This is a genomic window from Streptomyces xanthochromogenes, assembly GCF_014650455.1.
Lineage (GTDB): Bacteria > Actinomycetota > Actinomycetes > Streptomycetales > Streptomycetaceae > Streptomyces > Streptomyces xanthochromogenes.
The window spans coordinates 359,790-381,031 of sequence record NZ_BMUZ01000005.1 but is presented as its reverse complement, the minus strand read 5'-3'; the positions used below and the strand labels follow the sequence as shown (position 1 = coordinate 381,031).

Annotated in this window: 21 protein-coding genes; 11 read left to right on the top strand and 10 right to left on the bottom strand. The window is 73.0% G+C overall.

Going from position 1 to position 21,242, the window contains the following annotated elements; translation table 11 throughout:
- Positions 1 to 38: 38 nt before the first annotated feature.
- A complete protein-coding gene (locus IE267_RS39640) occupies positions 39 to 317 on the bottom strand; it encodes a hypothetical protein (RefSeq protein WP_167159077.1) in 279 nt (92 codons plus the stop codon).
- Between the two features lie 169 nt (positions 318 to 486).
- Here IE267_RS39640 and IE267_RS15865 point away from each other — a divergent pair, with 169 nt between their 5' ends.
- The 3 genes from IE267_RS15865 to IE267_RS15855 all read left to right on the top strand — a co-directional run bounded on the left by IE267_RS15865 (position 487) and on the right by IE267_RS15855 (position 2,214).
- Positions 487 to 987 carry a hypothetical protein gene (locus tag IE267_RS15865; RefSeq protein ID WP_161255525.1) on the top strand — a complete coding sequence of 167 codons (501 nt, stop codon included), beginning with the start codon at positions 487 to 489 and terminating at the stop codon, positions 985 to 987.
- A 43-nt stretch (positions 988 to 1,030) separates the two neighbouring features.
- Entirely contained in the window at positions 1,031 to 1,663 is a 633-nt protein-coding gene (locus tag IE267_RS15860) for a hypothetical protein (RefSeq protein WP_189763655.1), read from the top strand.
- A gap of 257 nt (positions 1,664 to 1,920) precedes the next feature.
- A complete protein-coding gene (locus tag IE267_RS15855; protein WP_100573952.1) occupies positions 1,921 to 2,214 on the top strand; it encodes a hypothetical protein in 294 nt (97 codons plus the stop codon).
- Between the two features lie 84 nt (positions 2,215 to 2,298).
- Here IE267_RS15855 and IE267_RS15850 read toward each other — a convergent pair whose 3' ends face one another.
- The gene (locus IE267_RS15850; RefSeq protein ID WP_161255528.1) at positions 2,299 to 2,505 is read right to left on the bottom strand and encodes a hypothetical protein; all 207 of its coding nucleotides are present in this window, start codon (positions 2,503 to 2,505) and stop codon (positions 2,299 to 2,301) included.
- A gap of 122 nt (positions 2,506 to 2,627) precedes the next feature.
- Positions 2,628 to 3,728 (bottom strand): citrate synthase 2, encoded by a 1,101-nt coding sequence (locus IE267_RS15845; protein WP_161255531.1) that lies wholly within the window; start codon positions 3,726 to 3,728, stop codon positions 2,628 to 2,630.
- Positions 3,729 to 3,999: 271 nt separating this feature from the next.
- Between IE267_RS15845 and pdxH the strand changes: the two genes are divergently transcribed.
- Positions 4,000 to 4,656, top strand: a complete 657-nt coding sequence (gene pdxH, locus IE267_RS15840) for a pyridoxamine 5'-phosphate oxidase (RefSeq protein WP_229861202.1) — start codon at positions 4,000 to 4,002, stop codon at positions 4,654 to 4,656.
- Positions 4,657 to 4,990: 334 nt separating this feature from the next.
- Here pdxH and IE267_RS15835 read toward each other — a convergent pair whose 3' ends face one another.
- The gene (locus IE267_RS15835) at positions 4,991 to 5,374 is read right to left on the bottom strand and encodes a VOC family protein (protein ID WP_189763654.1); all 384 of its coding nucleotides are present in this window, start codon (positions 5,372 to 5,374) and stop codon (positions 4,991 to 4,993) included.
- Positions 5,375 to 5,558: 184 nt separating this feature from the next.
- Between IE267_RS15835 and IE267_RS15830 the strand changes: the two genes are divergently transcribed.
- Positions 5,559 to 6,923 carry a PAS domain-containing protein gene (locus IE267_RS15830; RefSeq protein ID WP_189763653.1) on the top strand — a complete coding sequence of 455 codons (1,365 nt, stop codon included), beginning with the start codon at positions 5,559 to 5,561 and terminating at the stop codon, positions 6,921 to 6,923.
- A 290-nt stretch (positions 6,924 to 7,213) separates the two neighbouring features.
- Here IE267_RS15830 and IE267_RS15825 read toward each other — a convergent pair whose 3' ends face one another.
- Entirely contained in the window at positions 7,214 to 7,969 is a 756-nt protein-coding gene (locus tag IE267_RS15825) for an SIS domain-containing protein (RefSeq protein WP_161245410.1), read from the bottom strand.
- A 203-nt stretch (positions 7,970 to 8,172) separates the two neighbouring features.
- Here IE267_RS15825 and IE267_RS15820 point away from each other — a divergent pair, with 203 nt between their 5' ends.
- Both IE267_RS15820 and IE267_RS15815 read left to right on the top strand, forming a co-directional pair.
- Positions 8,173 to 8,865 carry an iron-dependent transcriptional repressor DtxR gene (locus IE267_RS15820; RefSeq protein WP_161245409.1) on the top strand — a complete coding sequence of 231 codons (693 nt, stop codon included), beginning with the start codon at positions 8,173 to 8,175 and terminating at the stop codon, positions 8,863 to 8,865.
- 592 nt (positions 8,866 to 9,457) lie between these two features.
- On the top strand, positions 9,458 to 10,321 hold the full coding sequence (locus tag IE267_RS15815; RefSeq protein WP_189763652.1) for an alpha/beta fold hydrolase: 864 nt from the start codon (positions 9,458 to 9,460) through the stop codon (positions 10,319 to 10,321).
- Positions 10,322 to 10,421: 100 nt separating this feature from the next.
- Here IE267_RS15815 and IE267_RS15810 read toward each other — a convergent pair whose 3' ends face one another.
- From IE267_RS15810 to IE267_RS15800, 3 genes are all read right to left on the bottom strand, one after another.
- The gene (locus IE267_RS15810; protein ID WP_189763651.1) at positions 10,422 to 12,050 is read right to left on the bottom strand and encodes a transporter; all 1,629 of its coding nucleotides are present in this window, start codon (positions 12,048 to 12,050) and stop codon (positions 10,422 to 10,424) included.
- Complete coding sequence (locus IE267_RS15805) at positions 12,047 to 12,871, bottom strand: ABC transporter ATP-binding protein (RefSeq protein WP_189763650.1); 825 nt, start codon at positions 12,869 to 12,871, stop codon at positions 12,047 to 12,049. Before IE267_RS15805 ends, IE267_RS15810 begins: the two co-directional genes overlap by 4 nt.
- A 66-nt stretch (positions 12,872 to 12,937) precedes the next feature.
- Positions 12,938 to 13,627 carry a bifunctional DNA primase/polymerase gene (locus tag IE267_RS15800; RefSeq protein ID WP_167159089.1) on the bottom strand — a complete coding sequence of 230 codons (690 nt, stop codon included), beginning with the start codon at positions 13,625 to 13,627 and terminating at the stop codon, positions 12,938 to 12,940.
- 259 nt (positions 13,628 to 13,886) lie between these two features.
- Here IE267_RS15800 and IE267_RS15795 point away from each other — a divergent pair, with 259 nt between their 5' ends.
- Both IE267_RS15795 and IE267_RS15790 read left to right on the top strand, forming a co-directional pair.
- A complete protein-coding gene (locus IE267_RS15795) occupies positions 13,887 to 15,269 on the top strand; it encodes an NsdA family TPR-like regulatory protein (RefSeq protein WP_167159091.1) in 1,383 nt (460 codons plus the stop codon).
- A gap of 91 nt (positions 15,270 to 15,360) precedes the next feature.
- Positions 15,361 to 16,857 (top strand): hypothetical protein, encoded by a 1,497-nt coding sequence (locus tag IE267_RS15790; RefSeq protein WP_189763649.1) that lies wholly within the window; start codon positions 15,361 to 15,363, stop codon positions 16,855 to 16,857.
- A gap of 66 nt (positions 16,858 to 16,923) precedes the next feature.
- On the opposite strand, the gene IE267_RS15785 is transcribed toward IE267_RS15790, so the two are convergent.
- Positions 16,924 to 18,285, bottom strand: coding sequence for an ABC transporter substrate-binding protein (locus tag IE267_RS15785; protein WP_189763648.1), 1,362 nt, complete (start codon positions 18,283 to 18,285; stop codon positions 16,924 to 16,926).
- Positions 18,286 to 18,458: 173 nt separating this feature from the next.
- Here IE267_RS15785 and IE267_RS15780 point away from each other — a divergent pair, with 173 nt between their 5' ends.
- Both IE267_RS15780 and purU read left to right on the top strand, forming a co-directional pair.
- A complete protein-coding gene (locus IE267_RS15780; RefSeq protein WP_189763770.1) occupies positions 18,459 to 18,905 on the top strand; it encodes an SCO4402 family protein in 447 nt (148 codons plus the stop codon).
- A gap of 58 nt (positions 18,906 to 18,963) precedes the next feature.
- Positions 18,964 to 19,815 carry a formyltetrahydrofolate deformylase gene (gene purU / locus IE267_RS15775; protein ID WP_161245403.1) on the top strand — a complete coding sequence of 284 codons (852 nt, stop codon included), beginning with the start codon at positions 18,964 to 18,966 and terminating at the stop codon, positions 19,813 to 19,815.
- An 18-nt stretch (positions 19,816 to 19,833) separates the two neighbouring features.
- On the opposite strand, the gene IE267_RS15770 is transcribed toward purU, so the two are convergent.
- Positions 19,834 to 21,234, bottom strand: a complete 1,401-nt coding sequence (locus IE267_RS15770) for a zf-HC2 domain-containing protein (RefSeq protein ID WP_167159095.1) — start codon at positions 21,232 to 21,234, stop codon at positions 19,834 to 19,836.
- Between the last annotated feature and the right edge of the window lie 8 nt (positions 21,235 to 21,242).

The following is a 21,242-nucleotide window of genomic DNA, read 5'->3' as shown; positions in this document are numbered from 1 at the left end:
AACACTGTCGGGCAGGGGAGTTGATGGCGGCCGAAGAGTCAGCCGACCAGGGCGTGTCCGGCCTTGACCGCGTCGTTGGCGGCCTTCACCGCCTCGCCGCCGGCCTTCACGCCGTCCTTCACGGCGGTCACCTTCTGGCCCACCTTGTCCCCGACGACGCTGTTCGCGGCGGGCTTGATCTGGGCACCGGCGGCGCTGGTGGTGCGCGCCGCACCGCTGAGGGTGCCGCCGAGGTCGAAGGCGTGCGCGGAGGGGGCGATGACGGCGGCGAGGGCGGTTCCGGCCGCGGCGGCCGCGAGGTATCGACGTACGTTCATGCCGCCTACAACGCACGAGCCGGGCGGAGGGCACGCCCCGTGCCTCCATGCGCCGCGCACGGGGGCCGCGTTGCTGCAAGCAGGGGAACTTTGCAGTGATACCGCCGCCGGGATCGTTCTTGCTGAAAGACACGGCCGAGTAGGCCACCAGGGAAGGAAGAGAACACCCATGGGAATCACTTCACGCGCGGGCCTGGCGGGCATCATGGCATGCATGGCGACCGCGGCCGCCGTGGCACCGGCCGCCGCGGCACCCGCCGTTCCGGTCACCGTCCCTCTCGGCACCCTGAACACGGTCCTGCCGTTCGACGCCCCCACCCTGCACACCGGCATGCCGCTGCCCGTCCCCGGCGCCCCGGACGGCCCGCGCTACGTGAAGGGCAATCTGCTGCCGCACAACATGGTCCCGGCGATCCCCGTCGAGTCCGCGCTGCCGAACACCCAGATCGACACGCCGCTGCCCGACCCGCTGAGCTCCCGCAACCTCGGCACCCCCGCCCTGGTCAGCCCGGGCACCGCGCTGCACACCGTTACGCCGGGCGCGGACCTCGGCGCCCCGCTCAGCGAGCCGCGCGCCGCGCTGCTCGGGCTGCCCGCCGTCGTCCTGCCGGAGGCCGGCCTGACCGCCCCCGCCGTCCAGGGTGCGCCCGCCGCGACCGCGACGTTCTGAGCACCGGCCGGCCCGATCCGTCCCTCACGCCCAGGAGTTGGCAATGCCCCGTCCGCCCAGGAACGTCCTCGCCGTGGCCCCGCTCGGCCGGGCGCTCACCGCGCTGCTCGCCGTAGCGGCCGTCACGGCCCTCGCGGCCGGCGGTGCCAAGGCCGCGCCCGTACGACCCGACCCGCACGGCGTGGATGCGGGTCGGGACGCGCTGCCGCCGTGGCCCGCGCCGGCGGACGCGTCGGCCGCGGTCGCCGCGGCGGGTCTTGAGATGCTCCCGGCCGAGGGCGTGGTGCAGCACACCCACACGCATCTGGACGTCCTCGTCGACGGCAGGCCCGTCACCGTCCCCGCCGCCATCGGCATCGACGAGCCGCGCCGCCGGATCAGCCCGCTGCACACCCACGACACCAGCGGCGTGATCCACGTCGAGTCGCCCCGGCGGGCCGAGTTCACGCTCGGCCAGTTCATGGCCGAGTGGCGGGTCCCGCTCGACGCGAAGCGCATCGGGGGTCTGCACGAGGGCGGTGGCCGCCATCTCGCGGCGTACGTCAACGGGCGCAGGGCCGCCGGGAACCCGGCCGCGCTCGTGCTGCGCGAGCACGACGAGATCGCCCTGGTCTTCGCCCGGGACGGTGACCGGCACCCGGTCCCCAAGGGCTATGCCTGGTCGAACGGCCTCTAGTACGGCCGGGCCGCCGCCGACGGGCGGCGGCCGTCCGACAGAACGTTTCTCCGCACGGTTCGTTGGACCGCGCGGAACAGGATCCGTGTCGCGGCGCGGACAGTGCGCCAGCAGCTCCTGTCCGGGGCTCTACTCCCCCCGGACAGGAGCTGCTGTCTTCGGCACCGGCGTCCGGAGGGCCCGTTCGAGTAGGTAGGCCTGTCGGGTGAGACCGGGGGTCGGCCGTGTCCGGTGCTGTCGCGGCCCGTTGTGCAGGCGTGATCTCAACACGACGAATCGCCACAGTCCTTGCCGTCGCCGCCGGTGTCTCGGGCATCGCCGCGACGACCGCGAGCGCCGCGGGCCCCCTCGACACCCTGGTCAAGCCGATCAACCCGGTCAGCGAGCTGGACACCATCGCGACGAGCAACATCCCGGCCCCGTACGCGGCCCAGCTGCCCAAGGTCAAGAACCAGCTGGCCGGGCTCAGCCACCTCAACGACCTGGGCCAGCTCTCCCAGCTCACCGACCCGCTCGCCCCGCTGATGGGCCTCGTGCCCTCGGTGGAATGAACGGGCGACGCCGGACCCGACGCGACACGGGCACGCGCCCGGAACGAGGTGTTCCGGGCGCGTGCCCGTGCGGTTGGGCTCCGGTCAGAGCAGATGCAGACCGAGGCCGAGCAGACTGTGGTCGTGCCAGTGGTGATGGTGGTGGTGATGCTCGCGGCCACCGTCGTCGTCACGGTCGTGCGCCGCGACGCGCGGGGCGGCCTGCGGGGCGGCCTGGGCGGTCGCGGCTGCGGGGACTATGACGGCGGCCGAAAGCGCGGCCACAACGGCGGCGCGGCGGATGATGCTCACGATGAACTCCACGTTCGGTGGACAAACCTGACATCCCGAACGCTAGGTCGGCCACCGGGCGCTGTCGCGCCGAGTGACCGTGCGGCTACTCCACGCGAGGGGCCGTGCCCTGCGCCTTCCGCTCAGTGGGCGATGTCCTCGTACCCCTCGATGGCGCGGGGCTCACGCGAACCCGGGCCCACATAGCGGGCGGAGGGCCGCACCAGACGGCCCGTCCGCTTCTGTTCCAGGATGTGCGCCGACCAGCCGGCGGTACGCGCGCAGGTGAACATCGACGTGAACATGTGCGCCGGAACCTCCGCGAAGTCCAGGACGATCGCCGCCCAGAACTCCACGTTCGTCGCGAGCACCCGGTCGGGCCGCCGTGCGTGCAGCTCCTCAAGGGCGGCCTTCTCCAGCGCCTCCGCCACCTCGAAGCGCGGCGCGGCCAGCTCCTTGGCGGTGCGGCGCAGCACGCGGGCGCGCGGGTCCTCGGCGCGGTAGACGCGGTGGCCGAAGCCCATCAGGCGCTCGCCCTTGTCGAGGGCCTGCTTCACGTACGCCGTCGCGTCCCCGGTCCGCTCGATCTCCTCGATCATGCCGAGCACCCGCGAGGGCGCTCCGCCGTGCAGCGGGCCCGACATCGCGCCGACCGCGCCGGACAGCGCGGCCGCGACGTCGGCGCCGGTCGAGGCGATCACCCGGGCGGTGAACGTCGAGGCGTTCATGCCGTGCTCGGCGGCGCTCGTCCAGTACGCGTCCACCGCCTTGACGTGCTTGGGGTCCGGCTCGCCGCGCCAGCGGATCATGAAGCGCTCGACGACGGACTCGGCCTTGTCGATCTCCCCCTGCGGCACCATCGGCAGGCCCTGCCCGCGCGCCGACTGGGCGACGTAGGAGAGCGCCATGACGGCGGCCCGCGCCAGGTTGTCGCGGGCGGTGGCCTCGTCGATGTCGAGCAGCGGCTTGAGGCCCCACACCGGAGCCAGCATGGCGAGGGCGGACTGCACGTCCACCCGGATGTCCCCGGAGTGGACCGGGATCGGGAACGGCTCGGCGGGCGGCAGGCCGGGGTTGAACGCCCCGTCCACCAGGAGGCCCCACACGTTCCCGAACGAGACGTGTCCGACCAGGTCCTCGATGTCGACGCCCCGGTAGCGAAGGGCGCCGCCCTCCTTGTCCGGCTCGGCGATCTCCGTCTCGAACGCGACGACTCCCTCAAGTCCGGGTACGAAGTCGGACATCTGGCGGCTCCTCAGGATGTGTGCGACGGGCTGCGGGCGGGCCGTGCCGCCCCGGGTCCCTCGGTCATGCCCCGTACGGCGGTCAGGAATCCCGCCGGGGGCTCACGCGTGTATGGAGGCCACAGTGGCCCAGCCGAGAGTTTGGCGGGTTCCGCCGATGCGGGGAAGCGTGACATCCGGCACACTGCCCCAATTCGGCGGCGCAGGGTTAACGCCCCGCCGTCGCGGGCAAACTGCACCGCCGCCGGGCCCCGGGCGCCGGTGCGGCAGGATGGGTGGGGTGACCGACCTGGACCCCGCAGCGATGCGCGAGCAGTACCGCACCACCCTCCTCGCCGAGGAGGAGCTGGCCCCCACGCCCATGGGGCAGTTCGCCCGCTGGTTCAAGGAGGCCGTGGCCGGCGGTCTGCACGAGCCCAACGCGATGGTCGTCGCCACCGCCACCCCGGACGGCCGCCCCTCCACCCGCACCGTGCTCCTGAAGTCCTACGACGAGCACGGCTTCGTCTTCTTCACCAACTACGCCTCGCGCAAGGCCGCCGAGCTCACCGCGAACCCGTACGCCTCGCTGCTCTTCCCCTGGCACCAGCTGGCCCGCCAGGTCATCGTCACGGGCACCGCCTCCCGGATTCCGCGGGCCGAGACCGAGCGCTACTTCCGCAGCCGCCCGCACGGCTCGCGGCTCGGCGCGTGGGCCAGCGCCCAGTCCTCGGTGATCGCCTCACGGGACGAACTGACCGTCCGCTACGAGGAGTTGGCGGCCCGCTACCCCGAGGGCAGCGAGGTCCCGGTGCCCGAGGGCTGGGGCGGATTCCGGGTCGTGCCCGAGACCGTCGAGTACTGGCAGGGCCACGAGAACCGGCTGCACGACCGGCTGCGGTACGTGTCGGCGGGCGGGGCCTGGCGCGTGGAGCGGCTCGCGCCCTGACGCGGGCGGGCCGAGCCGCTGGGGCGGCGGGCCCGGCGACACGTAAACGGGCCCGTACGAACCGGTGCGGGCGGGCGCACGGAAGCGGGCCCGGACACGCAGAAACCCGCGGGCTCGGGTCCTCCGGAGAGGAGCCGGCCGGACGTACCGGCGAGCCCGCGGGTCGGTGACTGCTGGGAATTCGGCCGACGCATGTCGGCACCGCACAAAGAGTGCGACTGGCAGGCGTCAGCCCGCAGTCACCTCACGCGTCCGGTTTGCATACATCTGTCAAACCACCTCCCTTCTCGTGTGCACCACACATTAGGCACCGGTGCGGCACCCCTCAACCCATTTATTTCTCGGTGCGGGCCCGCTCGTCGGCGCTGCGCTCCACGCAGAACTCGTTGCCCTCGATGTCGGCCAGCAGGAGCCAGCCCGTGCCGTCCGGACGGCGGTGGTCGGCGACCAGCGTGGCGCCCAGGGCGACGAGCCGGTCGGCCTCCTCGTCGCGGGTGCGGTCCTGGGGCTGGAGGTCGAGGTGGACGCGGTTCTTGACCGACTTGGGCTCCGCCACCGTGACGAACAGGAGCCCGATGCCGTCGGCGCTGACGAGGGCCTCGGGGTCGCCGGGGAAGTCGTCGTCGCTCAGGGTGCCGCCGAGCGCCTCGGCCCAGAAGGAGGCGAGCTTGTGGGCGTCGGCGCAGTCGAAGGTCACGTGGCGTACGAGAGAAGTCATGGCCGTCACTATGCGGACGCCCGGTACCGGCGTCCAGGCGCGGCCGGTAACCGACGTTGGCCGGAAGGGATTTCCGCGAAGTCGGTGTGGGGTGCGTCACGTTCGAGTTGAATGATCCGACGTGCGTCAGTCCCGCGCGTCAGCCGTGTGAACGCGGCGACCACGTCCTGCAGGGGGTGCCAGGATGAGTGTTTCCCGGAGTGAGACCACCAGTGCTCCGGTTCCGGACGGACCTGGCGGTGGTGCCGCCGGTACGGCCGTACCGGAACCCGGCGGGGACCTCCTCGCCGCCCTCCTCGACGGGATGGACGCGGCGCTCTGCGCGTTCGACGCGGACGGCGTGGTCACCCACTGGAACCGCGAGGCCGAGCGGATTCTCGGCTGGCCGGCCGACGAGGCCGTCGGGCGCCACGGATTCGCGGGCTGGGCGGTGCGGGCCGCCGACGCGGACGAGGTGCGTGGCCGGATCATGGCGGTCATGGACGCGCCGGGCCGCCAGGTCCACGAGTTCGCCCTGCTGCGCAAGGACGGCAGCCGCGTCCTGGTGCGTACGCAGTCGGCGGGGGTGCGGGGCGCGGACGGCAACCCCGCCGGGGTGTACTGCGCGTTCAGCGAGGTGCACGCGCAGATCGACCTGGAGCGGTCCATCGCGCTGAGCGAGGCCCTCTCCGAGGACGGGACCTGGGGCGTCGTCCTGGTCGACGTCGACCTGCGGCCCACCGTCGTCAACGCCTACGCGGCCCGCGCCCTCGGCACCGGGCGCGCCACCCTGCTCGGCCGCCCGCTCGGCGAGCTCATCGTGCAGGGCGTCGAGGAACTGGAGGGCGCCCTGCAGCACGTCCTCGCCGAGGGCGCCCCCGCGACCCCCGCCGAGGTGTGGGTGACGCTGCGCACGGCGGAGGGCGAGCGGCGGCGCTGCTGGCGCAGCGGCTTCCTGCGGCTCTCGTCACCGCTGACGGAAGAACCCGTTCCGCTCGGGGTCGGCTGGCTCTTCCAGGACGTGACCGACGCCCGGCTCGCCGAGCAGGACGCCGACCGGCTCCGCTTCCGCTTCAACCAGCTGCACCGGGCCTCGCGGATCGCCGCCGAGTGCGAGGACCCGATGGAGGCGGTGGCCTCGCACCTGGACTTCGCGCTGGCCGGTTTCGCCGACCACGCCTTGGTCGACCTGGCGGTGGGCGAGCGCCTCGTCCGGGTCGCGGCCACCCCGTCCGGCACCCCGGGCCCGGCCGGGACGGTGGCGGGCGGCGGCATCCCGGTGCGCTATCAGGCGGGCCACCCGGCGCTCCAGGCGGTGGACCGGATCGGCTCGGTGCGGGCCAGCGCGGGCGCCGGGGCCGAGGGGTGGGCGGTCGAGCGCCAGTGGCCGCCGGACGCGGCCCACGCGCTGTGCGCGGTGCTGCGCAGCCGCGGCCGCACCCTGGGTGTCCTCACCTTCCTGCGCGGCCCGTCCCGCCCGGCCTTCGAGCGTCCGGACGCGACGTACGCGGAGAGCGTGGCGGTGCGGGTGGCCGGCGTGCTGGACCTCGCCGGGGTCCTGAACGCCTGACCCGTCGCGGTGCGGCTCCGCCGGGGGTGCGGGGTGCGAGGTGCGGGGCTGCCGCGTCCCCGTTGTCGTCCGTCCACCGTGCGTGGCTGCTCGCGCAGTTCCCCGCGCCCCTGTAGGGGAATCGGAAGCCCCGGTCGTGCCCACCGCGGCGGAAGCCGCGCGATGTCACAGCCCCGCGCCCCTGAAAGCCTCGGTGCGGGGGCACCTTCAGCCCGTCCGGCGGTTGAGGACGAGCCCCGTTCAGGCGCGAACGGGGGTCTGGGGGCGGAGCCCCCAGGAGGGCCCGGGGCTCAGTGCCGGAAGAAGATGCGGTCGCCGTACTCCGCCATGACCCGCCCGTTCCACTCGTGGCCCCCGTCGACGTTCCCCGAACGAAGGAGCGGCGGCTCGATCCCCCGGGCGACCAGGGACTCGGCGGCCGCGGCCATCGTGGCCTGCATCAACGCGCTGGTGACCACCGTGGAGGCGGGCGCGAAGGGGGCCTCGATGCCGTCGTGGGTCAGCTCGGCGTCGCCCACCGCGATCTTGCTGTCGAGCACGATGTCGCAGTGGTCGCGCAGGAAGGTCCCCGAGACGTGCCGGGACCTGGTGCCCTCGGCGTACGCCACCGAGGTGACCCCGATGACCTTGAGCCCGAGGGCCCGCGCGTTCATGGCCATCTCCACCGGCAGCGCGTTGCGCCCGGAGAGCGAGATGATCACGAGGACGTCACCGGCCTTGGCGGGGCTGGAGTCGAGGACCGCGCCCGCGAGTCCGTCGACCCGCTCCAGGGCGGAGCCGAGCGTGGCGGGCATGACGTCGACGCCGACCACCCCGGGCACCGCGAGCAGATTCATCAGGGCGAACCCGCCCGCCCGGTAGACCACGTCCTGGGCGGCCAGGGAGGAGTGCCCGGCGCCGAAGGCGAAGAGCCGGCCGCCCGCCTCCACGGTGTCGGCGATCAGGGTCCCGGCGGCCGCGACGTTCAGCGACTCCTCGTCCCGCACCCGCCCCAGGAGTCCGATCGCGGCGTCGAAGAACCGACCGGCCAGCTTGCTCTCGCTCATCGCCGAGGACCCTTTCCGGGGTGGGGTAACGACCGTGCGCCGATCACGGTGCGGTCTGGACCTTTCCCCTGTCAATACGGGGCGCGCGGGCATCCGGTCAAGATGGGGGACGGCCGTCGCGGCACGGTTGTCAGTGCTATGCGTCAGAATTGGATTCAGGGCCAGCGGTACGACGTTTTATGTCACAGCATCGAGGGGCACGTATGTCCGGACTGATCGACACCACGGAGATGTATCTCCGCACCATCCTCGAGCTCGAAGAGGAGGGTGTGGTCCCCATGCGGGCCCGCATCGCCGAGCGCCTGGACCAGAGCGGCCCGACGGTGAGCCAGACGGTCGCACGCATGGAGCGCGACGGCCTGGTCCAGGTGGCGGGCGACCGCCATCTGGAGCTGACCGACGAGGGCCGCCGCCTGGCGACGCGCGTCATGCGCAAGCACCGGCTCGCCGAGTGCCTGCTCGTCGACGTGATCGGCCTGGAGTGGGAGCAGGTGCACGCGGAGGCCTGCCGGTGGGAGCACGTCATGAGCGAGGCGGTGGAGCGCCGCGTCCTGGAGCTCCTGCGCCACCCGACCGAGTCGCCGTACGGCAACCCGATCCCGGGCCTTGAGGAGCTCGGCGAGAAGGCCGAGGCGGATGCCTTCCTGGAGGACGGCATCATCAGCCTCGGTGAGCTCGACCCGGGCCCCGAGGGCAAGACCGTGATCGTGCGCCGGATCGGCGAGCCGATCCAGACGGACGCCCAGCTGATGTACACGTTGCGACGGGCGGGCGTGCAGCCCGGCGCCGTGGTGAGCGTGACGCAGTCGCCCGGCGGGGTTCTGGTGGGCAGCAGTGGCGAGGCCGCCGAGCTCGGGGCGGACGTCGCCTCGCACGTCTTCGTCGCCAAGCGCTGAGCAGGCCGGCGCAGGGCCGGGAGCGGGGATGGGAAGGGCGGTGACGGAACGTCATCGCCCTTCCCCCGTAAGGCAGTTGGGCGCACTTCGTGAAGGGTGCGGGAAGCTTGCGGGGAAGGCCGGTTTCCGGGTGGAATAGCAGCGGCCGGGCGGATCGCGTGCGAGGCTGTGGCTTGAGGCATATGACCGCAGAGGCGTGCGGCACGGGAGGGGGCGGCAGCATGATGCCGTTCGAACCACTCGCACCATCATCGGCACCCCGGCCTGCCTGGGCCTTCATGCCCGGCTCGCCCTTTGGGCAAGAGTCTCGGCAAGAGCTTCGGGAAGACCAGGGCCCCGGCGCCTCGCGGCGCCGGGGCCTGTCCTCCCCGGTGTCGACCCGGAGCCCCGAGCTCCCAGGGTCGACCCCCGCGGACCCTCATCCCCGAGCGGCCCGCCTCCCGGAGGAGATCTCCCCTCGGCACGTTCCGTCAATCCTTGAGCGTGGTCACTCGAACGAGGGGTGTTGCGCGAGAGACGTGAGTTTTCGAATAGGGGTTCGATACTCTGCCGTGAACTGACCACTCGGGGGCTGAAGGGGGTGCCAGGGCGCATGGTGCGACGCATCGATGTGACGGGGACCGGCGGGACTCGTCTCGCCGCCTGGGAGTTCGCGGAGCAGCCCAAGGCCCGCACGGAAGTCGAACCGGCTCCGGGGGTCCTACTGCTGCACGGGCTGATGGGCCGGGCCTCGCACTGGGCCTCCACCGCCCGCTGGCTCACCGAGAAGCACCGGGCGGTCGCCCTGGACCAGCGCGGCCACGGCCGCAGCGACAAGCCGGCCGACGGCCCCTTCACCCGCGAGGTCTACGTGGCGGACGCGGAGGCGGCCGTCGAGCAGTTGGGCCTGGCCCCGGTCACCCTCATCGGCCACTCCATGGGCGCGCTCACCGCCTGGCAGCTCGCCGCGAAGCGGCCCGACCTGGTCCGCGCACTCGTCATCTGCGACATGCGGGCCTCCCCGCTCGGCGCGGCCTCCCAGCGGGAGTGGCAGGACTGGTTCAAGTCCTGGCCGCTGCCCTTCGCCACGCTCGCCGACGTGCGCAAGTGGTTCGGCGAGGACGACCCCTGGGTCGAGCGGCCCAGCCCTGCCCGGGGCGAGTTCTTCGCCGAGGTCATGGCCGAGCGGGCCGACGGCTGGCGGCCGGTGTTCTCCCGCCGCCAGATGCTGACCTCCCGCGAGACCTGGGTGTACGACGCGCACTGGGAGGAACTCGCCCTGGTCGAGTGCCCCGCGCTCGTGGTGCGGGGTCTGGACGGCGAGCTCGGCCGCGCGGAGGCCCAGGAGATGGTCCGGGTGCTGCCGCGCGGCCAGTACGCGGAGGTGGCCGACGCCGGGCACCTCGTCCACTACGACCAGCCCGAGGGCTGGCGCACCGCGATCGAGCCGTTCCTCGACGGGGTGCTCACCCCCTGACCCCGTCGCCCGCACCGGTGTCCTCGGCCCGTCCCGGGACGGGGGCGACGGAGAGTCCGGGCGTCACCGCCGAACCGGGCGAGCCCCCGGGGGGCCGGGGTCAGCCCGAGCTGACCGCCGTCAGGATTTCCGGCAGACGGGCAGCCGTGCGCGGCGCGGCCACCTTCAGACCGGCCCAGCACAGGAGCGCCCCGTACGCCGCCCCCAGCGGCAACAGGAGCCACAGGCTGCCGTGGTGGCCGGAGACGTGCAGCCAGATCGCCAGGGCGATCATCGGCGCGCAGAGCACCGCACCCGACACCATCCCGCCGAAGATCGACAGGGCCGCGATGCCGCCCTGCCCCGGCGCCACGTTCTTGCGGCTGTCCTGCGGGATGGAGTACGCCAGCGTCGCCGACGCCACCGAGCCCGTCGCCAGCATCGCGCCGAGCAGCGAAAGCGCGAGCCCGATCACCTCGGGCAGCTTCGCCCAGTCGCCCAGCATCCCGGCCGTCACGGCGGCCACGAGCAGCGTGTACGGAAGCGTCACGAGCAGCAGCGCCAACGCCCGGGCGCGCAGCTCCAGATAGGCGTCCCGGGTCGAGGAGATGGTCTGGAGCACCATCCAGAACGCCGAGGTGTCCTGCCCGAACTGGTTGTACATCTGCACGCCGAGCATGCCGGTGGCAAAACAGGCGAAGTACACGGTGCCGTTGCCCTGGAGGGCGTTGAAGACCGGCACGATCAGGCCGATCGCCAGCGAGGTGATCCACGCGGCCTTGGTCTTGGGATCCCGCCAGGCGTAACGCAGCGTACGCAGCATCACCGTGCCGGTGCGGCCCTCGGGAAGCAGCGCGGCCAGGCCCTTGCCGGTGGATTCCTTGCGGGAGGCGTCGGACGCGGCGAGCGTCGATCCGTCCGGCGTGGTCATCAGCTTCACGAGGGAGCGCTGCCAGGCGTACAGCAACAGCCCCAACGCCCCTGCGCTGAGCAGGAGTTGGACGGCCGCGCGCCCGTACGCGCCCTCGCCCACCGACGCCACCGCCCCGATCGCGGAGGCCGGCGGCAGCCAGCGCACCACGTTCGCGGCCGGGTCGAGCGCGGACAGGCCGCCGGAGCTGCCGAGCCGCTGGGCGCCGAAGTTCACGAACTGGATGCCGACCGCGATGACCAGTCCGCTCAGCACCGCGAGGTCGCGGCCCTTGCGGGAGGTCAGCAGACGGGTGTTGGCGGCGGCGACCGCGCGGGCCAGCGCCAGGCACACGAGCAGCGCGAGCGGCACGGCGGCGACGGCTGTCAGGGCCGCGCCGGTCCCCCGGGCCACGGCGATCGCCGAGCCGACGATCAGGCACAGCGTGAACAGCGGCCCGATGCCCACGAGGGAGGCCACGAGCAGCGCGCCGACCAGCGGCTGCGGCCGCAGCGGCAGCATGACGAGGCGGGTCGGGTCGAGGGTCTCGTCGCCGCTGGGGAAGAACAGCGGCATCACGGTCCAGCCGACCGCCATCAGCGCCACGACGAGCACGGCCAGGGTGGCCGCGTGCTCCGTGCCGTGCAGCAGGATCAGGCCCAGCAGTTGCAGCGCCGCGAAGAGCAGCACGAGGACCGCGGAGGTGATGTAGGCGGCCCGCCGGCCGCCGGACTGCCGCAGCCCGTTCCGCAGCAGCGACAGCTTGAGGCGGACGAAGACGGGCGTCAGGGCGGAGGCGCTCGGGGAAGCCGCGGAGGCCTTCGGGGAGGTCGCGGTCACCGGGTGCCGCCGCCGAGCCAGTCCAGGGAGTCCCCGGCGCTGCGCCCGCCGGCGCCGACGAGTTCGAGGAAGGCGTTCTGCAGTGAGGTGGCCCCGCCGCGCACCTCGGCCAGGGTGCCCTGGGCGCGGATGCGGCCCGCGGCCATCACGGCGACCCAGTCGCACAGCGACTCGACGAGCTCCATGACGTGGCTGGAGAAGACCACGGTCGCGCCGGAGGCGGTGTAGCGCTCCAGGACGCCGCGAATGGTCTGGGCCGACACCGGGTCGACACCTTCGAACGGCTCGTCCAGGAACAGGACTTCGGGATTGTGCAGCAGGGCCGCGGCGAGCCCGATCTTCTTGCGCATGCCGGTCGAGTAGTCGACGACCAGCTTGTGCTGGGAGCCGGCGAGGTCGAGTACGTCCAGGAGCTGGGCGGCCCGCTTGTCGACCTCGGCGCCGGGCAGTCCCCGCAGCCGGCCCGAGTAGCCGAGCAGTTCGCGCCCCGACAGGCGCTCGAACAGGCGCAGCCCCTCCGGGAGTACACCGATGCGGGACTTCACCGCGACGGGGTCGCGCCACACGTCGTGCCCGGCCACCTCGACCGTGCCCTGGTCGGGCCTGAGCAGCCCGGTGACCATGGACAGGGTGGTCGTCTTGCCCGCCCCGTTCGGGCCGACCAGACCGATGAACTTGCCCGCGGGCAGCTCCAGATCGATCCCCGCGACGGCGATCTGCTCGCCGAACCGCTTCCACAGCCCCTGTACGCGGACGGCGGGCGGCGCCGTACGCGCTCCGCCCGCCGTGTCCGCGGTTCCTTCGAATGCCTGGTCCGGCATGGCCGTGCCTCTCATCCCCGTGATGGTGCCTACCCGGACACCATAGGAGTCGAAGGAGGCAGACCCCTAGGGGCGGCGTGCCCTGGCATCGGCTGCCTCGCGGCCGCAGGCGTAGGCGAGGGGGCTGATCAGTTCCTCCGCGTCGGGCAGCCAGCGGTTGGCGGGGGTGGGGCGGCGCGCCCACTGCACCGCGCCCGAGCCGCCGATCCGGGTCGGCGGGGCGGCGACGTAGTCGCCCTCGCCGCGGGTGATCAGGTCCACCGAGGCGGGCACCCACCCCAACTTCCGGACCAGGTCCGGGACTTTGGCGCCCGCGCCCGGCAGCACGAAGAACAGCATCCGGCGGTCGGGGGTGCAGGTGACCGGGCCGAGCGTGAGCTCCATCCGCTCCATGCGGGCCAGCGCGAGGAATCCGGCCGACTCGGGTACGTCGATGGCGTCGAAGGTGCGCCCGGTGGGAAGCAGGATCGAGGCCCGGGGGCTCTTGGACCACAGCCGGCGGGCCGCGACCGCACTGCCGGTGGCCTGGGTCGCCCAGTCCGGCCGGGCGGGGTGCGCACCCGGTTTCGGACACGCCGTGTCACCGCACGAGCAGCGCTCGACCCCCTCGTCGGCCTCCAGGGACGTGCCCGGGAAGACGTCCCAGTGCCGCTCCTCCGCGTACCGGACGGCGCTGTCCAGGAGTTGTTCGCCGCGCTGCTTGGGGATCTGTGCGGATTCCGTGTCCGTGCCCGTGCCTGTGATGGTTTCTTCCACGACGGACTCAACTGTGCCCACCACCGACGGTTACGGGCGTGGCGTCCGCGGGATCAGCGGTATCGGTCCTGCATATGGGGCGCATGGGTGCATGGGCGGGGGCGCGCGTGCGGCTGTGCCACGGAGGCAGGGTAGCCATATGCGGGGGAAGCACACAGGAATGCTGGCAATGCCGCCATATTCCGGATAAAGCTCGTTTCTCTGCATATTCGCAGGGCAATGATCAGGGTGCTGATCACTGCCGCTCCAGGGGGTTCACATGGCAGCCAGGCCTCTCGTCGCCCGCCAGCCCAATGAAAGGCTGCAGGCGCTCATCCAGGAAGCCGGGTGTTCCAACGCCGGGCTCGCCCGTCGAGTGAACATGGTCGGCGCGGAGCGGGGCCTCGACCTCCGCTATGACAAGACGTCCGTCGCACGCTGGCTGCGCGGTCAGCAGCCGCGGGGGCGGGCGCCCGGCATCATCGCCGAGGCCCTTGGCCGAAAACTGGGCCGCACGGTCACGATCGACGAGATCGGCATGGCCAACGGCAAGAACCTGGCGTCGGGCGTGGGCCTGCAGTTCTCGCCCACCGTGCTCGGCGCGATCGAGCAGGTCTGCGAGCTGTGGCGCAGCGATGTGGGCCGCCGTGACTTCCTTTCCGGGTCCACCGTGGCGGCCTCCGCCCTCGTCGAGCCCAGCCGGGACTGGCTGATCACCGGGGCCGACGCGCAGGTCGCGCGCAACGCCGGGCAGCGGGTCGGCGCCGCCGACGTCGAGGCCGTCAAGGCGATGACGGACGCGCTGGTGCGGCTCGATCACCAATTCGGGGCGGGCCATGTGCGGCCGGTCGTCGTGCACTACCTCAACAGCGTGGTGTCCGGGCTGCTCGCCGGGTCCTACCGGGAGTCCGTGGGGCGGCAGTTGTTCGCGGCGGTGGCCCGGCTCACCGAGCTCGCCGGATACATGGCCGTCGACACCGGCCAGCCGGGCCTGGCCCAGCGCTACTACATCCAGGCCCTGCGGCTCGCCCAGGCCGCCGACGACCGGGGATACGGCGGCTATGTGCTGGCCGCGTCCATGAGCCACCTCGCCGCCCAGCTCGGCAACCCGCGCGAGATCGCCCAACTGGCGCGCGCCGCACAGGAAGGCGCCCGCGGCCGGGTCACCCCGCGCGCCGAGGCCATGTTCTACGCGGCCGAGGCGCGCGGCCACGCCCTGCTCGGCGACGCCAGGACCTGCCAGGCGGTGGCGGGCCGCGCGCTGACCGCGCTGGAGGCCGCGGACCCCGAATCCGGCGATGACCCCAGCTGGATCGCGCACTTCGACCACGCCTACCTCGCGGACGAACTCGCCCACTGCCACCGGGACTTGGGCCAGTCGGAGGCCGCCGCGAGGCGGGCCGAGGAGTCGTTGGCGGGGCACCCCGAGACCCGGGCCAGGCGCCGCGCCATCGGACTCATCCTGCTGGCCTCCGCGCAGGTCCAGCAGCGCGAGGTCGAGGAGGCCTGCGCGACGGGCACCCGCGCGGTGGAACTCCTGGGCACCCTGCGCTCCAACCGGGGCGCGGACTACCTGGAGGACCTCCAGGTGCGCCTGGAGCCGTACGGGGACGAGCCCGCGGTCCGGGAGTTCGGGGAGCGCCTGGAGGTCCAGGCGGCCTGAACGTGGAGGGTTGAGGGAGGGCTTGGCAAGGGCGTGGGGGGACCCGGTAGCGTGAACCGACGATTCCGTAGGTCCACGTACAGGAGTTCCGGTGACGCAGCAGAGCCGACAGGGTGACGAGCCGCAGCTTCCGGCTGTACGGCCCGCGCACGAGGGCGTCGTGCTGCCCGCCGAAGGAAGCGGCCCCCGCGCCGGGGAGCCGCAGCCGACCCCCGCCGGAGCCCAGCCCTGGGGGCAGCCCTGGGGCCCGCAGGGCCACACCGCGCCGCCGCAGGGTCCGGCCACCTTCGGGCAGCCGCTGCCGCCCGAGAGCGACGGCCGGGACGCGGAGGCGACCCAGTACATCGCGCCCGCGCCGGGCCACTCGGGCAGCGAGGCCACCCAGTACCTCGCCCCGGTGCCGCCCGGGAACGGGGACTCCGACGCGACCCAGTACATCGCCCCGGTGCCGGGCGGTACCGGGGGTTTCGGCAGCGAGGCCACGCAGTACATCGCCCCGGTGCCGGGCGGCGCCGGGAGCTCCGGCAGCGAGGCCACCCAGTACATCGCGCCCGTGCCGGGCGGCCCGGGCGCGCTGCCGCCCGAGCACGCCGGGGAGCCGGGCCGCTTCGGCGCCCAGGGCGCCGGTCAGAACGCCGACCCCACCCAGGTGCTGCCGCCGGTGCCGCCGGCCCCGCAGGATTCCCCGTACGGGATACGCCCGGGAGCGCCGGGGGACCGTCCGCCGCCCGCCGAGTTCGACAGCCTCTTCCGCGCCGACGGCGGGCCCCAACAGGGCACCGGCAGCGCGCAGTTGCCCCGCTTCCAGCCGTCCGTACCGCTGAACCGGTCCCCGCAGCAGCCGTACCAGCAGACACAGGCGGGCCAGGGCCGGGCCGGGCAGTTCCAGGCGCCGCCGCCCCATCAGGAGCCGCCCGCGCAGCAGTCCGGGTACGAGCCGGAGCCGCGGCGGCGCAAGTCGCCGGTCGGGCTCATCGCGGCCGTGGTGGTGGGCTGCGCGGCGATCGGGCTCGGCGCGGGGGCGCTGCTCAGCGGCGGCGGTGACGACAAGAAGGACGACAAGCAGCCCGCGGCCGCCAGCTCGCCCGCCGCCGACGGCGGTGGCAAGAAGGACGCCGAGGCGGACCCCGCCAAGGCGCAGGCCGACGCGCTCGACAAGCTGCTCGCCGACAGCGGCAGCAGCCGGGACACGGTGATCGGCGCGGTCGCCGACATACGCCGCTGCGACAAGCTCGACCAGGCCTCCGCGTCCCTGCGCGGCGCCGCCAAGCAGCGCGCGGACCTGGTGACCCGGCTCGGCGGCCTCAGCATCGACAAGCTGCCCGACCACGACCGGCTCGCCGGCGCCCTCACCAAGGCCTGGCAGTCCTCGGCATCGGCCGACAACCACTACGCGGCCTGGTCGGACGCGCTGGCCGGGGACAAGGGCAAGAACTGCAAGGACGGGCACGCCAAGCGCACCAAGGACGCGGGCGCGGGGGACAGGGCCAGCGGCGATGCGACCAAGTCCAAGCAGGAGGCGTCGGGCCTGTGGAACGCGATCGCGACGAAGTACGGCCTGACCAGGCGGGCAGCCACCCAGCTCTGAGCGGCCGCCCGGGCTCCGAGCGGGCACCCGGTTTCGAGGGGCGGGCCACTCTGAGGAGCCCCGGGGTCAGCCGTTGGCCGCGGACGTCTCCAGGGTCGAACCGACGTCCGTGAAGCCCTTCTTGAGGGAGACGAGGCGGCCCTCGCGCACCACCTGGAAGGTGACCTGGCGGTTCACGATGCGCGGGAAGTCCGGTGCCGCCAGCATGTCCTCGAACCGCCAGCGCAGATCGGGCGTGAGCCCGCCGGTGTCGACGATCACGCCCTTGTTGAGGGTGCGCACCACGTCCACCGCGCGGACGGAGTCCTGCCCCAGCGACTCGACGAGCTTCTTCAGGACCGTGTACGCGATCCAGGTGGTCTGGACGGTCGCGTCGGCCGCGTCGATGTCGTTGTCCCCGAAGGCCTGCTCGCGGATGACCTTCTTCATCGGGTCCCAGCGCGGGTCGTCGCTCTCCGGGTACCAGCCGGTGACGTACGCCCCCTCGAAGGGGCCGTCCTTGCCGCCGGTGCGGTCGATCAGCGGCTGGCCGATCGAGCCGATCACGGAGGCGACCCGCACCTTCTGCTCGTCGCTCTCGACCCGCCGGAAGGAATCGAAGAACGTCTCGGTGCGGTCGCCGAGCACGGCCGTCACACAGCCCTTGCCGGCCTTCTGCGCCGCGGCCTTGCGCCCGATCCGGCCCACGAGCGCGGGATCCGCCCCCGCCCCGGCGAGCGCCCGCCGGGCCTCGGCGGTGTAGTCGCCGGCGTCCTCGGTCGTACGGATGTCGGCGACGGGCTCGCGGTGCGCGGCGAGCAGCCCGGCGTCCAGGACCGTCGGCAGCACATCGCCGGCGATGGTGTCGGGCCGTACCAGGGAGACCTGTTCGCAGTCCTGGGCCAGCTGGCGGCCGCTGCCCGCGATCAGGGCGGCCTGGCCGCCGTTGACCGGGTAGGACAGGGCGCTGGTGAACTCCTGGTCGGATATGCCGTATCCGCCGAGGTAGGGGATGCCGGCCACTTCGAGCGGGGGCAGGAAGGCGCTGCCGTACTGGCTGTAGGAGCCGACGACGGCGACCGCCTTCTCCTTCACGGCCCGCCGCGCGCAGTCCGAGGCGCCGGCCGGGGTGTTGTGCTCGTTGCAGGTCGAGACGTTGAGCTCATGGCCGTCGATGCCGCCGTTGGCGTTGACCCAGCGGGCGAACGCCTTCGCCATGGCGGGCATGCCGGGGGCATTGGTGGCGGAGGTGCCGTCGGGCGCCCAGGTCATGACGGTGATGGGCTCCCTGGAGCCCCCCGCGACGCCGGGCAGGACCCCGCAGCCGGTCAACAGGCTCGCTCCGACCGCCGAACACGCGGCGAACACGGTGGCCGTCGTGCTGATCGAACTGATCGAGCGGCGGGGCCGGGTGGAGCCCCGGGGACGCTGCCCTCCGTAACCGGTCATGTGCCCACACACTTCCGCCTCACGGGTAACGGAGAAGTGAGCGCGCGTCAACCGAGGGTGACACCCAGGTGAATTGCGGGGGCCGGTCGGGCGGGCGCGATGGGGAACGTACGATCGAAAACGTGCAGCAAGGTTCAGCAAGCCCTTCCCGTCGCGGCCGTCGCTCCTCCACCATGGGCGGCATGCCGTTGAATGACATGCCGTGGTGGCGCTGGCGTACGAACGTACGGTCCGCGCTGCACATGCTCTCCGACCCCGTCTTCCACGAGGAGACCTGGGCGGCCGGGCGCGAGGGGTACGGGGACGTCACCGACGCCGTCTACCGGCTGGTCGAGGACACCTGGCTGGACAACTGGTCGGCCGAGAAGTACGTCGGCACGATCTTCCGGGACTCCGGCGAGGCCGCCGTCGTCGACCTCGCGGTGCTGCGGGTGCTGCGCATCATGCACCAGGTCGGCGCCGATGCCCCCGTCTCCGCGTACCTCGCCCATCACGCCTGGCCCGAGGCGGTGCGAGCGGCGCGCGAGGCGCATGTGCGGCTCGCGCAGAGTGACGGCGAGGACCCGGACACGCCGCCGCGCTCCCTCGAAGTGCTGAGTATCATGACGCGCTCGGCCTGAAGGTCCCGGATGCTGGGCCGGGAGCCGCCGGGGCGCCCGGTTGTGGCATCCTGCCTGGATGACTGACCAGTACGTCCTCACGCTCTCCTGCCCGGACAAACAGGGCATCGTGCATGCCGTGTCGAGCTATCTGTTCATCACGGGCTGCAACATCGAGGACAGTCAGCAGTTCGGCGACCGCGACACCGGTCTCTTCTTCATGCGGGTCCACTTCTCGGCCGAGGCCCCGGTGACCGTCGACAAGCTGCGCGCCAGCTTCGCGGCCGTCGGCGACTCCTTCCAGATGGACTGGCAGATCCACCGCCCCGAGGAGCGGATGCGGATCGTCCTGATGGTGTCGAAGTTCGGGCACTGCCTCAACGACCTGTTGTTCCGCTCCCAGTCCGGCGCGCTGCCGGTGGAGATCGCCGCGGTCGTCTCCAACCACACCGACTTCGCCGAGCTCGTCGGCTCCTACGACGTGCCCTTCCACCACATCCCGGTCACCAAGGACACCAAGGCCGAGGCCGAGGCGCGCCTGGTGGAGCTGGTGCGCGAGGAGCGCGTCGAGCTGGTGGTGCTCGCCCGGTACATGCAGGTCCTCTCGGACGACCTGTGCAAGGAGCTCAGCGGGCGGATCATCAACATCCACCACTCGTTCCTGCCGAGCTTCAAGGGCGCCAAGCCCTACCACCAGGCGCACGCGCGCGGCGTGAAGCTGATCGGCGCGACCGCCCACTACGTGACGGCCGACCTCGACGAGGGGCCGATCATCGAGCAGGAGGTGGAGCGCGTCGGCCACGACGTCACTCCGGCCCAGCTCGTCGCCATCGGCCGGGACGTCGAGTGCCAGGCGCTCGCGCGGGCCGTCAAGTGGCACGCGGAGCACCGCATCCTGCTCAACGGGCGCCGCACGGTCGTGTTCGCCTAGTCCGTACGCCCTTCGGTGTCACAGCCTGCTCAGTGACGCGGCCGCGAACAGGACGTCGCTGATGGCCTCGCGGTCGCCGAGCTGGCCTGCGGCCGCCTCCTGCGGTGACACATGGCCCGCGGCCAGCTTGCAGAACTCCACGCCGTCCAGGGCCACATGGGCCACCTCGTGGTCGGGCGAGGGGAGGGCGGCCGGCGAGTCCAGCGCGATGAGCCAGTCCCCGCCGCCCACGCCCTCGATCTCCAGGCGCAGCGAGCGGCCGGGGGAGCCCGCCGTGACCAGGCCGCGCGGCGGCGATGCGAGCCCCGCCCGGCGGCGGCCGGCCAGGGTGGCGGGCAGGATGCGGGCGGCCAGGTCGATCATGCGGTGCAGATGCGCGCCGGACGGCGGGTCGTACGGATAGTCCACCGCCTCGGCGATGTCGCCCGCGTGGATCCAGCACTCGAAGGCCCGGTCGAGCATCGCGTCCTGCAACGACAGCGCGAACTCCCCGTAGGAAACGGCGAGTTCGGACACTCCGCGGCCCGCGAACGACACCGTGCGGATCAGGGTGTGGGACTGCTCGCGCCACGGCTCGCGGACCGTACGCGTCAGCGGGAAACGCCCGGCCCGCCACAGGGCCTCGGTGCGCGCGGTGGGTCCGCCCGCCGCCTCCTCCGGGTCGAGCGGCACCGGTTCGTCGAGGCCGAGCGCGGTCGCCACCAGCGCGTCGACGGCCATCAGATGCCCGATCACCCCGGCGACCGTGGTGCGGCGACTGGCCCGCCGCTCCTCCTCGAACCACTTGAGACGCACCGGCGCGTGCCACTCCGCGTCCCCGAAGTCATTGAGCAGGGCGTCGAGCCGGGCGGCCTCGGCGTCGTACGGGGCCGCCCACGCGGGCACCGGGATACGGGCCGGACGCCGGCCGAGGCAGTTCTCCAGGACGCGGGCGCGCAGCATCGGATCGAGGTCGAGGCTGCGCTCGGTGTGCAGCAGGCCCACCGCGTCCCGCAGCCGCAGCGCCTCGTCGGCACAGGGCGCGCACTCGGTGAGGTGCGCCTCGACGGCGTCGGTCTCCTCGGTGGAGCACGCGGCCAGCGCCCAGGCGCCGAGCAGCGACTTCAGCACGGTGTGCGAAGGCGGCCCCGCGACGGGCGCGGTCTCTGGTGGAACGGGTTCGGGCACCGATGCTTCCGGCTCTGACGACGACGGCGGTTCTGGGTCCGGCGGGGGCGGGGTCTCCGGCTCGGGGTCCGGCTCGGCGGTCGGCTCGGCCCGGCGGTCGGGGCCCGGCGGGCCGAAACGATTGCCCTCGCGCGGCGCCGGCACGAAGGTGCCGGAGTTGCCGCGGCCGGCCGTGAGGTCGTCGCCCGCGGCGCGCGGCGAAGGTATGCGCGGCGTGCTCTCGTCGTCGGGCGCCGGCTCGCCCTGCTCCATGGGCCCGG

Excerpts from the sequence above, each read along its gene's own strand:
- IE267_RS39640 (WP_167159077.1), bottom strand. The coding sequence starts at position 317 with ATGAACGTACGTCGATACCTCGCGGCCGCCGCGGCCGGAACCGCCCTC.
- IE267_RS15865 (WP_161255525.1), top strand. The coding sequence starts at position 487 with ATGGGAATCACTTCACGCGCGGGCCTGGCGGGCATCATGGCATGCATG.
- IE267_RS15860 (WP_189763655.1), top strand. The coding sequence starts at position 1,031 with ATGCCCCGTCCGCCCAGGAACGTCCTCGCCGTGGCCCCGCTCGGCCGG.
- IE267_RS15845 (WP_161255531.1), bottom strand. The coding sequence starts at position 3,728 with ATGTCCGACTTCGTACCCGGACTTGAGGGAGTCGTCGCGTTCGAGACG.
- pdxH (WP_229861202.1), top strand. The coding sequence starts at position 4,000 with ATGGGTGGGGTGACCGACCTGGACCCCGCAGCGATGCGCGAGCAGTAC.
- IE267_RS15835 (WP_189763654.1), bottom strand. The coding sequence starts at position 5,374 with ATGACTTCTCTCGTACGCCACGTGACCTTCGACTGCGCCGACGCCCAC.
- IE267_RS15830 (WP_189763653.1), top strand. The coding sequence starts at position 5,559 with ATGAGTGTTTCCCGGAGTGAGACCACCAGTGCTCCGGTTCCGGACGGA.
- IE267_RS15825 (WP_161245410.1), bottom strand. The coding sequence starts at position 7,969 with ATGAGCGAGAGCAAGCTGGCCGGTCGGTTCTTCGACGCCGCGATCGGA.
- IE267_RS15820 (WP_161245409.1), top strand. The coding sequence starts at position 8,173 with ATGTCCGGACTGATCGACACCACGGAGATGTATCTCCGCACCATCCTC.
- IE267_RS15815 (WP_189763652.1), top strand. The coding sequence starts at position 9,458 with ATGGTGCGACGCATCGATGTGACGGGGACCGGCGGGACTCGTCTCGCC.
- IE267_RS15805 (WP_189763650.1), bottom strand. The coding sequence starts at position 12,871 with ATGCCGGACCAGGCATTCGAAGGAACCGCGGACACGGCGGGCGGAGCG.
- IE267_RS15795 (WP_167159091.1), top strand. The coding sequence starts at position 13,887 with ATGGCAGCCAGGCCTCTCGTCGCCCGCCAGCCCAATGAAAGGCTGCAG.
- IE267_RS15785 (WP_189763648.1), bottom strand. The coding sequence starts at position 18,285 with ATGACCGGTTACGGAGGGCAGCGTCCCCGGGGCTCCACCCGGCCCCGC.
- IE267_RS15780 (WP_189763770.1), top strand. The coding sequence starts at position 18,459 with ATGGGCGGCATGCCGTTGAATGACATGCCGTGGTGGCGCTGGCGTACG.
- purU (WP_161245403.1), top strand. The coding sequence starts at position 18,964 with ATGACTGACCAGTACGTCCTCACGCTCTCCTGCCCGGACAAACAGGGC.
- IE267_RS15770 (WP_167159095.1), bottom strand. The coding sequence starts at position 21,234 with ATGGAGCAGGGCGAGCCGGCGCCCGACGACGAGAGCACGCCGCGCATA.